The sequence below is a fragment of the Sphaerotilus sp. genome (genome assembly GCF_041083715.1).
GTDB lineage: Bacteria > Pseudomonadota > Gammaproteobacteria > Burkholderiales > Burkholderiaceae_C > Sphaerotilus.
In genome coordinates this window covers 1-11,551 of the sequence record NZ_JBFPGY010000096.1, presented here as the reverse complement: position 1 = coordinate 11,551, position 11,551 = coordinate 1, and the positions used below count along the sequence as shown (strand labels likewise).

General features: G+C 68.0%; 14 protein-coding genes and 1 pseudogene. 8 read left to right on the top strand and 7 right to left on the bottom strand.

All coding sequences use genetic code 11. The annotated features are described in order from the left end of the window. Both AB3X43_RS04710 and rsmI read right to left on the bottom strand, forming a co-directional pair. A pseudogene (locus AB3X43_RS04710) lies at positions 1-704 on the bottom strand (hypothetical protein); the annotation flags it as partial. A gap of 169 nt (positions 705-873) precedes the next feature. Further along, on the bottom strand, positions 874-1,893 hold the full coding sequence (rsmI, locus tag AB3X43_RS04705; RefSeq protein ID WP_369428717.1) for a 16S rRNA (cytidine(1402)-2'-O)-methyltransferase: 1,020 nt from the start codon (positions 1,891-1,893) through the stop codon (positions 874-876). Between rsmI and AB3X43_RS04700 the strand changes: the two genes are divergently transcribed. The 3 genes from AB3X43_RS04700 to AB3X43_RS04690 are packed head-to-tail and all read left to right on the top strand — an operon-like array spanning position 1,880 to position 3,558. Beyond that, positions 1,880-2,290 (top strand): YraN family protein, encoded by a 411-nt coding sequence (locus tag AB3X43_RS04700; RefSeq protein WP_369428716.1) that lies wholly within the window; start codon positions 1,880-1,882, stop codon positions 2,288-2,290. The two genes, rsmI and AB3X43_RS04700, sit on opposite strands and share 14 nt — an antisense overlap. Positions 2,291-2,336: 46 nt before the next feature. After that, entirely contained in the window at positions 2,337-2,921 is a 585-nt protein-coding gene (locus AB3X43_RS04695; protein ID WP_338414708.1) for a phosphoheptose isomerase, read from the top strand. Positions 2,922-2,925: 4 nt separating this feature from the next. After that, positions 2,926-3,558: a BON domain-containing protein gene (locus tag AB3X43_RS04690; protein ID WP_369428715.1), complete on the top strand. Its 633-nt coding sequence runs from the start codon at positions 2,926-2,928 to the stop codon at positions 3,556-3,558. A 20-nt stretch (positions 3,559-3,578) separates the two neighbouring features. On the opposite strand, the gene AB3X43_RS04685 is transcribed toward AB3X43_RS04690, so the two are convergent. The 3 genes from AB3X43_RS04685 to AB3X43_RS04675 are packed head-to-tail and all read right to left on the bottom strand — an operon-like array spanning position 3,579 to position 6,697. After that, entirely contained in the window at positions 3,579-4,484 is a 906-nt protein-coding gene (locus tag AB3X43_RS04685; RefSeq protein ID WP_369428714.1) for an NAD(P)-dependent oxidoreductase, read from the bottom strand. Positions 4,485-4,492: 8 nt separating this feature from the next. After that, positions 4,493-5,626, bottom strand: a complete 1,134-nt coding sequence (locus tag AB3X43_RS04680; protein ID WP_369428713.1) for a PilT/PilU family type 4a pilus ATPase — start codon at positions 5,624-5,626, stop codon at positions 4,493-4,495. Positions 5,627-5,653: 27 nt separating this feature from the next. Then, positions 5,654-6,697 (bottom strand): type IV pilus twitching motility protein PilT, encoded by a 1,044-nt coding sequence (locus AB3X43_RS04675; protein ID WP_369428718.1) that lies wholly within the window; start codon positions 6,695-6,697, stop codon positions 5,654-5,656. An 88-nt stretch (positions 6,698-6,785) separates the two neighbouring features. Here AB3X43_RS04675 and AB3X43_RS04670 point away from each other — a divergent pair, with 88 nt between their 5' ends. From AB3X43_RS04670 to AB3X43_RS04655, 4 genes are all read left to right on the top strand, one after another. Continuing rightward, positions 6,786-7,487 (top strand): YggS family pyridoxal phosphate-dependent enzyme, encoded by a 702-nt coding sequence (locus AB3X43_RS04670; protein ID WP_369428712.1) that lies wholly within the window; start codon positions 6,786-6,788, stop codon positions 7,485-7,487. Positions 7,488-7,569: 82 nt separating this feature from the next. Next, positions 7,570-8,016 (top strand): Hsp20/alpha crystallin family protein, encoded by a 447-nt coding sequence (locus AB3X43_RS04665; protein WP_369428711.1) that lies wholly within the window; start codon positions 7,570-7,572, stop codon positions 8,014-8,016. A gap of 42 nt (positions 8,017-8,058) precedes the next feature. Next, a complete protein-coding gene (locus AB3X43_RS04660; RefSeq protein ID WP_369428710.1) occupies positions 8,059-8,466 on the top strand; it encodes an Hsp20/alpha crystallin family protein in 408 nt (135 codons plus the stop codon). Between the two features lie 21 nt (positions 8,467-8,487). Beyond that, positions 8,488-8,997 carry an Hsp20/alpha crystallin family protein gene (locus tag AB3X43_RS04655; RefSeq protein ID WP_369428709.1) on the top strand — a complete coding sequence of 170 codons (510 nt, stop codon included), beginning with the start codon at positions 8,488-8,490 and terminating at the stop codon, positions 8,995-8,997. Here AB3X43_RS04655 and AB3X43_RS04650 read toward each other — a convergent pair. Further along, positions 8,984-10,051, bottom strand: coding sequence for a LacI family DNA-binding transcriptional regulator (locus AB3X43_RS04650; RefSeq protein WP_369428708.1), 1,068 nt, complete (start codon positions 10,049-10,051; stop codon positions 8,984-8,986). The genes AB3X43_RS04655 and AB3X43_RS04650 overlap by 14 nt on opposite strands. A 126-nt stretch (positions 10,052-10,177) precedes the next feature. Here AB3X43_RS04650 and AB3X43_RS04645 point away from each other — a divergent pair, with 126 nt between their 5' ends. After that, complete coding sequence (locus AB3X43_RS04645; RefSeq protein ID WP_369428707.1) at positions 10,178-11,341, top strand: phytanoyl-CoA dioxygenase family protein; 1,164 nt, start codon at positions 10,178-10,180, stop codon at positions 11,339-11,341. 10 nt (positions 11,342-11,351) lie between these two features. Here AB3X43_RS04645 and AB3X43_RS04640 read toward each other — a convergent pair. Beyond that, the coding region (locus AB3X43_RS04640; protein WP_369428706.1) for an Lrp/AsnC ligand binding domain-containing protein at positions 11,352-11,551 on the bottom strand (200 nt) is incomplete at its 5' end.

Below are 11,551 nucleotides of genomic sequence, written 5' to 3'. Positions count from 1 at the left end.
TCGGCAGCCAGAGAGACCAGCCAGACCTGCAGCACGACGTCCAGATAACGCAGGCGCACGGCGGCCGCCAGCATCGGCAGACCCAGGTAGACAAACGGGAACGGCAGGTGCGGCAGGGCCAGCGCCGCGGTACCGAGGGACAGGGCCATCAGGGCCACTGCCTCTCCGGTCACCAGATGCCTGACCAGCGATCCCACGCCCTCGCGGCTCCAGTGCATGCGCAGTGACAGGCCCAGCGGCAACAGCGCACTGGTGCCGATCAGGCTGCCTTCGAACCAGGTCAGCCAGAGGTGCACGGCGGACGACGAGGAGGTCACCCCGGTGCCGCTCAGCAGCGGTACCGCCAGCGTCGCACCGCACAGCGCCGGCAGCAGCACGGCCCGCCACCAGACCTGCCAGCCCGCCAGCGGACTGCGGTGAATCTGGCGCCAGTACGGGCTGTGCGTCAGCAGCCAACCACCCAGCACCATCTCGCTCAGATTGGGCACGGCATAGCGCACGGCCGAGCCCGGATCGGCCCCGGCCAGGCCATTGGCGGCGAGCAATCCACCGGCCAGCGCAGCCAGCACAACCCACCAGTCCCGGCGCCCTGCCCCCAGCAGACAGCAAGCCCCGAAGGCATTCGCATACCAGAGCGTGGCCATGCCGACTTCACGGCACGACAACGCGATCGACAGGCTGGCCAGCGCTGCACAGCCCGTCATCACCGCCAGCCCACGCCACCAGGGCCGCCATCCAGTGCGGCGGTCTGCAGCGATCTGTGGCGCTCCGTCCAATTCCGACATGCCCTGACGCCCTTCCGATGCCTGCGCGATGCAGCAACCGCCCTCCAGCCCGATTCTGGGCGGAGTTAGGCGCAAGGATCCATCCGTGTCAACGACGAGACCGGCCGCGCCGGTCGGGCAGCCGTGTCGGTGGCAAATCGGGCGGTACGGCATGGTCTCGTGATTCTGGCGCCTGCGGCGCGGATCCTGCGGCATCGCGCAGCGCCAATGCATGCGCATACAACGCATTGCGCGCGCCGCCTGTCACCTCGGCCACCAGCGACACCGCCTGCTTGAGAGGAAGCTCCGCCATCAGCGTGCGCAGCAGGTGGTCGGTGGAGACCGCTCCGGCGTCGTGCGGGGCGGCCTCGCCAGCTGCACGCGCGTGCAGCACCAGAACGAATTCGCCGCGCCGGTGGTCCGCGTCCGCGGCCAGCCAGGCGGGGAACGCGCTGCAGTCCAGCGTGCGGATGTCCTCGAACTGCTTGGTCAGTTCGCGGCAGACGGTCAGGCGCCGCGTGGGCAGCACCTCGGCCAGCGCATCGGCCAGCGCTTCGATGCGGTGCGGTGCCTCGAACAGCACGCAGGTGCCCGGATCACCGCCGAGCGTGCGCAGGTCCTGCGTGCGTGCGGCGGCCTTGGGCGACACGAACCCGACGAAGCGGAAGCCGCCACCCGCCACATCGCCGGCCGCGCTGAGTGCCGTCACCACGCTGCTGGCGCCCGGCAGCGGCACCACGCGGTGGCCGGCAGCGCGCACCGCGGCCACCAGCCGTGCGCCAGGATCGGAGATGGCCGGCGTGCCGGCGTCGCTGACATAGGCCACGCGCTCGCCGCGGGCCAGGCGCTCGATCACCTGCGGCGCGGCGGACTCCTCGTTGTGCTCGTGCAGCGCGATCAGCGGACGGTGCAGCCCCAGACGCTGCAGCAGGCCGGCGCTGACCCGTGTGTCCTCGCAGGCCACGGCGTCCACGAGCGAGAGCACGTGGATCGCGCGCAGGCTCATGTCGGCCATGTTGCCGATCGGGGTCGCCACGACATACAGTGCCGAGGCGGGGTGCTGCTGGTGTCCCGCTGCCGCGGTGGCGGCTTGCAGGATCAGGGGGGAAACGATGGTGTCGAGGCTCACGGGCAGCAATCGCGAAGAACGCAGGGACAGGAAGGACATCGGCGATGCCGGCGAGGACCGCGCCTTGGCGCATCTGCAGCAGCAGGGACTCGTGCTGGTGCAGCGCAATTATCGGGTCGCCGCCGGACCATCCGCCCGCGCGGGCGAAGTCGACCTGATCATGCGCGACCGGGACCGCGACGGCACGCTGGTCTTCGTCGAGGTCCGCCAGCGCGGCAGCTTCGACCACGGCGGAGCCGCCGCCAGCGTGACACGGTCCAAGCAGATGCGGATCATCTTCGCGGCGCGGCACTATCTGCAGCGCCATTGCCGGGTCTGGCCACCGTGCCGGTTCGACGTGGTCGCCATCGACGGCGAGACGCTGACATGGCTGGTGGCGGCCTTCGATGCCGGTTGATCAGACGCTGAAATCGAACGCACATCCGGCTGGAATATCATCGGCCATGCTTGAGCAACGCATACAGCAACAGTTTTTCGACAGCGCCGACCTGAAATACGCCGCCGCGGAGGTGCTCACGCGCCCTGTGAGCGAAGCCGCCCAGGTGCTGCTGAACGCCATCACCTCGGGCTGCAAGGTCCTCGCATGCGGCAACGGCGGCTCCGCGGGGGATGCCCAGCATTTCGCCGCCGAGTTCGTCGGCCGCTTCGAGCGCGAGCGCCCGGGCCTGGCCGCGCTGTCGATGTCCACCGACACCTCCATCCTGACGGCGATCGGCAACGACTACGCCTTCGACCAGATCTACGCCAAGCAGGTGCAGGCGCTGGGCCAGCCGGGGGACGTGCTGCTGGCCATCACCACCAGCGGCAACTCGGCCAACATCCTAGAAGCCATCGACGCGGCGCACCAGAAGGACATGGTCGTCGTGGCCCTCACCGGCAAGGGCGGTGGCAAGGTCAACAACGCGCTGAACGAGGGCGACATCCACATCTGCGTACCGCATGACCGCACAGCCCGCATCCAGGAGGTGCACCTGCTGGTGATCCACTGCCTGTGCGACGCGGTCGATGTCTCACTGCTTGGAGAATGACCTGATGGCTTTGCTGCTGAACCACAACCGCCTGTCCCGCCCGCTGTCGACGCTGATCGCGGCGGCAGCTCTGTGCACGTCGCTGGCCGGCTGCGCGCCGCTGCTGGTGGGAGGCGCCGCCGTCGGAGGCGCGATGGTGGTGACCGATCGGCGCAGCTCGGGCGTGCAGCTGGAAGACGAGACGATCGAGCTCAAGGCCGGACAGCGCGTCCGCTCCACGGTCGGGGAACGCTCGCATGTCAACGTGACCAGCTACCAGCGCCAGGTGCTGCTGACCGGCGAGGTCTACAACGAGGCCGACAAGACCGCCATCGAGGCCGCCGTCGGCAAGATCGACGGCGTGAAGTCGGTGGTCAACGACTTGGCCGTGATGTGGCCCAGCTCCACCAGCGAGCGCTCGCGCGACCTGCTGCTGGTCGGCAAGATCAAGGCGACCTTCGTCGACGCAGCGGGACTCGCGTCGAACGCCTTCACCGTCATCGCAGAGCGGGGCGTCGTCTACCTGATGGGCCGCGTGACCGAGGAGGAAGCCACCCGGGCCATCGATCTGGCACGTGCAGTGCCCGGTGTCGTGAAGGTCGTGCGGCTGGTCGAGGTGATCACGCCCGAGCAGCTCAAGAACATCAAGGGCCGCTGAGCGGGCGGCCCTGCCACGCATCAACGCAGGCGCTTGATCAGGCTGGAGGTGTCCCAGCGCTGGCCGCCCATCGCCTGCACTTCGGCATAGAACTGGTCGACCAGCGCCGTGACCGGCAGCCGCGAGCCATTGCGGCGCGCCTCGTCGAGCACCAGCCCGAGGTCCTTGCGCATCCAGTCCACGGCGAAGCCGAACTCGAACTGGTCGTCCACCATCGTCTTGCCGCGGTTGTCCATCTGCCAGCTCTGCGCCGCACCCTTGCCGATGACGTCGAGCACCTGCTTCATGTCCAGTCCGGCGTTCTGGCCGAAGGCGATCGCCTCCGACAGGCCCTGCACCAGCCCGGCAATGCAGATCTGGTTGACCATCTTGGCGAGTTGCCCGGCGCCGCTCTCGCCCAGCAGCGTGATGGCGCGCGAAAACGCCATCGCCACCGGCTTCATGGCCTCGAACGCGGCAGCGTCGCCACCGCACATGACGGTCAGCAGGCCATTCACGGCACCCGCCTGGCCGCCGGACACCGGCGCGTCGATGAACTGGCCATCCTGCGCCGCCACGAGCGCCGCCAGCTCGCGTGCCACATCCGCCGAGGCCGTGGTGTGATCGACCAGCAGCCCACCGGCACGCAGGCCCGCCAGCGCACCGTCCGCACCCAGCACGACCGAGCGCAGGTCATCGTCGTTGCCGACGCACAGGAAGACGATCTCCGCATGCTGCGCCGCTTCGCGCGGCGTCAGGGCCATCGCGGCGGACAGGCCTTCGGCCGCGTGCTGCGCGACCCAGGCTTCGGCGCGGGCCGCCGTGCGGTTGTAGACGGTCACACGGTGGCCGGCGCGGGCGAGGTGGCCGGCCATCGGGCCACCCATCACACCCAGGCCGATGAACGCCACATCACGGGCAGGAACGGAGTCGTAGGTCTTGGTCATGTCGAAAGTCAGACGATCTTCAGACCACCGGTTTCGGTGGGCGCTCCGGTGCGCGCGCGCATGCTGTTGAGCTTGATCTGCAGCCGCAGATCGTTGACCGAATCGGCATTGCGCAGCGCGTCGGCCCCCGTAATGTAGTAGCCCTCGTAGAGATCGAAGAGGGCCTGGTCGAAGGTCTGCATGCCGTGCTCGCGGCCTTTCTTCATCACTTCCTTGATGGCGGAGACCTCGCCCTTGAAGATCAGGTCCGAGATCAGCGGCGTGTTGAGCAGGATCTCGACCGCGGCGATCCGCCCTGCCCCATCCTCGCGCGGAATCAGGCGCTGCGAGACCATGGCCTTCAGGTTCAGCGACAGGTCCATCAGCAGCTGGTCGCGGCGCTCTTCGGGGAAGAAGTTGACGATGCGGTCCAGCGCCTGGTTGGCGCTGTTGGCGTGCAGCGTGGCCATGCAGAGGTGGCCGGTCTCGGCGAAGGCCACGGCGTGCTGCATCGTCTCGCGGTCGCGGATCTCGCCCATCAGGATCACGTCCGGCGCCTGGCGCAGCGTGTTCTTGAGCGCGGCGTCCCAGGTCAGCGTGTCGATGCCGACCTCGCGCTGGGTGATGATGCAGTTCTTGTGCGGGTGGACGAACTCGACCGGATCCTCGATCGTGATGATGTGGTCGCAGGCCGCCTCGTTGCGGTGGTCGACCATCGAGGCCAGCGTCGTGCTCTTGCCCGAGCCGGTGGCCCCCACCAGGATGACCAGCCCGCGCTTGATCATCGTGATGTCCTTCAGGATGCTGGGCAGGCCGAGCTTGTCGATGCTCGGCAGGTCCTTGGGGATGGTCCGCAGCACCATGCCGACCTGCCCCTGCTGCACGAAGGCGTTGACGCGGAAACGCCCGATGCCCTGCGGCGAGATGGCGAAGTTGCACTCCTTGGTCCGCTCGAACTCGGCCGACTGCTTGTCGTTCATCACCGAGCGGGCCAGTGCCATCGTGTGCTGGCTCGACAGCGGCTGTGGAGACACCTTGACCACCTTGCCATCGACCTTGACGGCTGGTGGAAAGTCGCAGGTCAGGAACAGATCGGAGCCGCCACGCGAAACGAGCAGACGCAGCAGATCATTGATGAATTTGGAGGCCTGGTCGCGTTCCATGGTGGGATTCGTCGGGGTGGAACGGCGTCAGCCGGGGAAGTTTTCGGGCGAGCGGGCCTTGGCGCGGGCCTCGGCTGGCGTGATCTGGCCGCGGCGCACGAGGTCGGCCAGGTTCTGGTCGAGCGTCTGCATGCCCTGGCCCTGGCCGGTCTGGATGACCGAGTACATCTGCGCCACCTTGGCCTCGCGGATCAGATTGCGGATGGCGGGGGTGCCGAGCATGATCTCGTGCGCGGCGATCCGGCCGGTGCCGTCGCGGTTCTTGCACAGCGTCTGCGAGATCACCGCCATCAGCGACTCCGAGAGCATCGCGCGCACCATGTCCTTCTCGTCGCCGGGGAAGACGTCGATGATCCGGTCGATGGTCTTGGCCGCGCTCGACGTGTGCAGGGTGCCGAAGACCAGGTGGCCGGTTTCCGCGGCGGTCAGCGCCAGCCGGATCGTCTCCAGGTCGCGCAGTTCGCCCACCAGGATCGCGTCCGGATCCTCGCGCAGCGCCGAACGCAGCGCCGCGGCGAACGAATGGGTCTGCGTGAACACCTCGCGCTGGTTGACCAGGCATTTCTTGGATTCGTGGACAAACTCGATCGGATCCTCGACCGTCAGAATATGGCCATATTCCGATTCGTTGAGGTGATTCACCATCGCCGCCAGCGTCGTGGACTTGCCGGAACCCGTCGGGCCCGTCACCAGCACCAATCCGCGGGGTTTCAGCGCCAGCTCGCCAAACACCTTGGGGGCATTGAGGTCTTCCAGCGTCAGAATCTTGCTGGGAATGGTCCGGAACACCGCCCCGGCACCGCGGTTCTGGTTGAACGCATTGACCCGGAAACGCGACAGTCCTTGAATCTCAAAGGAAAAATCGCACTCCATGCTCTCCTCGTAGCTCTTGCGCTGCGAGTCGTTCATGACGTCGTAGACCATCTCGTGGATGCGCTTGTGCGGCAGCGGATCGACATTCAGACGACGGACGTCGCCATGAACACGGATCATGGGCGGCATGCCGGCCGACAGATGCAAGTCTGACGCCTTGTTACGAACTGCGAACGTCAGCAGCTGTGTGATATCCATGCATTTGCTCCTACGGACCAGGCGGCCAGTTTGCCGACTTTTCCGAGGGGAAAAGTGACGAAAAATGAAAACTTCGATCCGGATGATTATGACGACCATCACGCGCAACGTACAAGCCACACAAGCGCGGCTAAATCAGGCTTGTTTCACGGCAGGGCACAACCCTGAAACAGTACGCCTCCTGGCCGTGAGCAAGTTGCACCCGGCCGATGCAGTTCGTCAGGCGCACGCGGCAGGACTCTGCGCCTTCGGTGAAAACTACGTGCAGGAAGGCATCGACAAGATCGCCGCGCTGGCCGACCTGCGCACGGCCCTCGAATGGCACCTGATCGGGCCGCTGCAGAGCAACAAGACCCGCGCCGTTGCAGAAGCCTTCGACTGGGTGCACAGCGTCGACCGCCTGAAGACCGCGCAGCGCCTGAGCGACCAGCGCCCGGACGGCCTGCCGCCGCTGAACGTGTGCCTGCAGGTCAACATCAGCGGCGAGGAGAGCAAGAGTGGCGCTGCGCCGGCGGATGTGCCTGCGCTGGCCCGCGCCGTGGCGGCCCTGCCCCGGCTGCGGCTGCGCGGACTGATGTCGATCCCGGAACCCGAAGCGGATCTGGAGGCCCAGCAGCGCCCGCACCGGGCGCTGCGGACGCTGTTCGACCAGCTCAACGCGCAGGGTCTGGCGCTCGACACGCTGTCGATGGGCATGAGCGCCGATCTGGAAGCGGCCATCCTCGAAGGCGCGACGCTGGTGCGCATCGGCACGGCGATCTTCGGCGCGCGCTCGTCCGGTGGGGCTTGAATCGCCCGGGAACAGCCACACGTAGTCCATGTCGGGGCGCTGCACCATGGCACACCCCGTCCATGCAACGTCTGGAGGATTCATGTTGTACCGAAGCCTTTTTCCGCGCGACCTGTTCGCTGAACTCGACCGCCTGCAACGCGAGTTCGCTTCCACCACCGCCCTGGACGCCTCGCCGGGCATCCGCGGCACGGGCCATGGCGGCTACCCGGCCCTGAATGTCGGCAGCACACCGACCTCGGTCGAGATCATGGCCTTCGCGCCAGGCATGGAGCCGTCCGGCATCGATGTGCAACTCGACCGCGGCGTGCTCACCATCGCCGGCGAACGCAGCAACCCGCTGCCTGACAGCGACGACAAGACCACGCTCCACCTCAACGAGCGTTTCGGCGGCCGCTTCCGCCGTGTCGTCAGCCTGCCCGAGGACATCGATCCGTCGGCGGTGAACGCGCGCTACCGCGACGGCGTGCTGCACATCAGCATCGGCCGCCGCGAAGCGCGCCAGCCACGCCGCATCGACGTGCAGTGAACAGCACCTGCCCCGCACACCATCCATCCCAGGAGGTTCGAGATGAATGCAGTCACCCAGCCCGTTGAACACATGGGCACCCACGCGACCGCCAGCAACGCCACGACCAACCGCCAGGAGGCCACGCTGCTGCCGCCGGTCGATGTGGTCGAGGACATCAGCGGCATCACGCTGTATGCCGACCTGCCCGGCGTGTCGCGCGAGCAGTTGCACCTGCGCGTCGAAGGCGATCGGCTGGACATCGAAGCCGACATGGCCCTGCCCACCCCGACCGGCCTGCAAGCCAGCCACGCCGAGGTGACGCTGGCGCGCTGGCACCGCAGCTTCGGCCTGAGCAAGGAACTCGATGCTGGCCAGATCAGCGCCGACCTCCACCAGGGGGTGTTGCGCGTGCGCATTCCCAAGGCTGCGCATGCGCAGCCGCGCAAGATCACCGTGCAGGTGCAATGACCGCTCCGACAAGGAAAGACCATGATCAAGATCGATGAACTCCGCGAGGGCTTTGGTTCGTTCTGGGGCTCGGTGTCCGAAGGCTGGGACCGTCTGCGCCACACCGCCGCAGGCGCCTTGACCCGGTTCAAGCCCGGCGAGCAGACCGCCCTGCCCGAGCGGGCGCAGATCGACGACCCGCTGCACTTTCCGGCGCAATCCTGGTCCATGCTCGGCGGCGACGTGTTCGAGGACGAAGAGCGGCTGGTCGTGCGCATCGAGGCGCCCGGCATGGACAAGGACAGCCTCACCATCGAGATCAGCGGCGACACGCTGGTGGTGCGCGGCGAGAAGCGCTTCGAGCGCGAGTCGACCGAGGGCCGCTGGCGGGTGCTGCAGTGCGCCTACGGGGCGTTCCAGCGCACCGTGCCGCTGCCGGCGGCTGTGCGTGGCGATGCGTCCAAGGCGAGCTACCGCAACGGCGTGCTGCGGATCGAGCTGCCCAAGGTGCAGCCGGGCAGGCCGACGTCGGTGAACATCAAGGTCGATTGAGTCCGGCCTCCGGCAGCCAGCGGGCCGGCACGTTGAACGGCGTGATCACCTCGACGTTCGAGCGTGTCGGCATCTGCACGGTGTGCGCGACGCCGTGGGCCTGCATCACCAGCAGGCAGGCCAGGTACAGGTCATGGTGGAGGTCGTGGTGCAGCACGGCGGACAGCCGCCCGCTGCGCAGCAGCGCCAGGTTGTCGTCGTCCAGGTCATGGCCGATGAACACCCGGCAAGGCTGGCTGGCCGCGTCGAACGCCGCCAGGATCGCCTCGTTGGCCCCGCCAACCGAATACACCGCCGCAACGCCCGGGCAGCGTGCCAGCAGTTGGCCGACCGCTGCCCGTGTCGGCGCGTGCAGGCCGTGCCCGGTGTCCATGACGTGGACGCGGCTGGCGGGACGGGTCCGGCCCAGGGCCCGCACGAAAGCGTCGATGCGCTCGCCCTCGCCCTGGAAATGCGGGCCGCTGGACGAGACCAGCACATCGACCGGCCCACCGTGCTGCGCCGGCGGGCCGAGCCACTGGTCCGTCAGGTAGGCCGCCGTCTGGCCGGCGCAGTGGTTGTCCAGGCCGACATACGCCCGCCGCGGCGCCTGGCGCAGATCGGTCACGAGCGTGACCACTGGGATGCCGCGCGCCTGCAGCCGCGCCACCGCCTCGGTCACCGCAGGCACATCCGGTGCCTTCAGCAGCACGCCCTGGCTGCCGCGCCGACCGATCGTGTCCAGCGCCTCGATCAGCTCGGGCAGGGCCATCGTCTCGGCCAAGTGGTCCCGGGCGCGGAAGACCGCCGGCTGCACCCGCTGCATCGCCACCGCCAGCGTGTCGCGCACCATGCGCGAGAAGCGGCTGGGCGCCTCCATCACCAGGTCGATGAGAAAGCGCTGCCCTTTCAGTCCCACCTGCCGGTGCTGGCGCTCCAGTTCCAGGCACGCCTGCTGCACGCGCCGCCGCATCGCCGGACTCACCCCCGGCCGGTCATGCAGGACACGGTCCACCGTGGCCAGGCCGATCCCGGCCTGCCACGCGATCTCCTTCATCGAAAAGGCCCTGGTCATCCGCCTCTGCTCCCTTCGAAAAACGAGGATGGTGCCTGAGGTGTTCTTGAGGTGTTTCGATCACACCGCACACGGGCCTGCTTCCTAGACTGGCCGGGTCCACCAACCCATCCGACAGGAGACACCATGGCCTTGCTGCGCGCCACCGACATCCACCTCGACGACCTGCTGCGCGTGCTGGCGCAACGCACCGATCCCGCCGACTGTCCGCTCGCCATGCACCTGCAGGACGACGTGCCGGTGTACGACTGCAACGCACTGCGCGACCGGCTGGCGGACACCGACTTCCCGCAGACCCTGATGGCCGAATGGGCGCGGGTCTGGGAACACGGGGCGGGCATCGTCGTGCTGCAGGGTGCGTTCCCGTCTGCCGGAGTGGTGGATGCGGTCACGGCCTCTTTCCAGCAGATCATCGCCCGCGAGCGGCTGTCCGGTGCGGGCGGTGACCATTTCGCCCAGGCCGGCGCCAACGACCGGGTGTGGAACGCGCTGGAAAAACTCTGCCTGACCGACCCTGCGCTGTTCGCGCGCTACTACGCCAACGACATGGTCGCGCTGGCCAGCGAGGCCTGGCTCGGCCCGGCCTACCAGATCACCTCGCAGGTCAACAACGTCCGTCCTGGCGGCGCGGCACAGACCCCGCACCGCGACTACCACCTCGGCTTCTGCACCACCGCACAGGCGCTGCGCTACCCCGCCCATGTGCACCGCCTGTCGCCGATGCTGACGCTGCAAGGCGCAGTCGCCCACGTGGACATGCCGCTGGAGAGCGGGCCGACCCTGTACCTGCCGCACTCGCAGAAGTACCTGCACGGCTACCTCGTGGCCGACCGCGCGGACTTCCGGGAACACTTCGAGCGCCACCGCGTGCAACTGCCGCTGGCCAAGGGCGACGCGGTGTTCTTCAACCCGGCGCTGCTGCACGCCGCCGGCACCAACCGGTCCAGCGGCATCCAGCGCATGGCCAACCTGCTGCAGGTCTCGTCGGCCTTCGGACGGGCGATGGAAACCGTCAACCGCGACCGCATGACCCGGCAGCTCTACCCCGCGCTGCAGACACTGCGGGCAGACGGCGCGCTGACCGAGGGCGGGGCCGACCGCGCCCTGGCCGCGTGTGCCGAGGGCTATGCCTTTCCGACCGACCTCGATCTCGATCCGCCGCTGGGCGGTCTGGCGCCGGAGAGTCCGCAGGCGGTGGCACGGCAGGCGCTGCGCGAGGGCTGGTCGGCGGAGCGGCTGGCGGCATGGCTGGACACGATGGTGACGCGCCGAGGACGTGACACGGCCTGAACCGACCCGGTCACACCGCGATCGCCGCCGTGTTCTTCACCTCTTCCATCACCACATAGGTGCGCGTCTCGCGCACGCCGGGCAGCGTCCAGATCACCGAGCCGATGAACTCCCGGTACGCCGCCATGTCGGCCACGCGGGTCTTGAGCAGGTAATCGAAACCACCCGCGACGAGGTGGCATTCGAGGATCTCGGGCCGCACCTGCACTG

What these genes read in the sequence shown, in the direction of transcription:
- AB3X43_RS04695 (WP_338414708.1), top strand. Translation starts at nt 2,337, where the DNA reads ATGCTTGAGCAACGCATACAGCAACAGTTTTTCGACAGCGCCGACCTG.
- AB3X43_RS04690 (WP_369428715.1), top strand. Translation starts at nt 2,926, where the DNA reads ATGGCTTTGCTGCTGAACCACAACCGCCTGTCCCGCCCGCTGTCGACG.
- AB3X43_RS04685 (WP_369428714.1), bottom strand. Translation starts at nt 4,484, where the DNA reads ATGACCAAGACCTACGACTCCGTTCCTGCCCGTGATGTGGCGTTCATC.
- AB3X43_RS04680 (WP_369428713.1), bottom strand. Translation starts at nt 5,626, where the DNA reads ATGGAACGCGACCAGGCCTCCAAATTCATCAATGATCTGCTGCGTCTG.
- AB3X43_RS04675 (WP_369428718.1), bottom strand. Translation starts at nt 6,697, where the DNA reads ATGGATATCACACAGCTGCTGACGTTCGCAGTTCGTAACAAGGCGTCA.
- AB3X43_RS04670 (WP_369428712.1), top strand. Translation starts at nt 6,786, where the DNA reads ATGACGACCATCACGCGCAACGTACAAGCCACACAAGCGCGGCTAAAT.
- AB3X43_RS04665 (WP_369428711.1), top strand. Translation starts at nt 7,570, where the DNA reads ATGTTGTACCGAAGCCTTTTTCCGCGCGACCTGTTCGCTGAACTCGAC.
- AB3X43_RS04660 (WP_369428710.1), top strand. Translation starts at nt 8,059, where the DNA reads ATGAATGCAGTCACCCAGCCCGTTGAACACATGGGCACCCACGCGACC.
- AB3X43_RS04655 (WP_369428709.1), top strand. Translation starts at nt 8,488, where the DNA reads ATGATCAAGATCGATGAACTCCGCGAGGGCTTTGGTTCGTTCTGGGGC.
- AB3X43_RS04650 (WP_369428708.1), bottom strand. Translation starts at nt 10,051, where the DNA reads ATGACCAGGGCCTTTTCGATGAAGGAGATCGCGTGGCAGGCCGGGATC.
- AB3X43_RS04645 (WP_369428707.1), top strand. Translation starts at nt 10,178, where the DNA reads ATGGCCTTGCTGCGCGCCACCGACATCCACCTCGACGACCTGCTGCGC.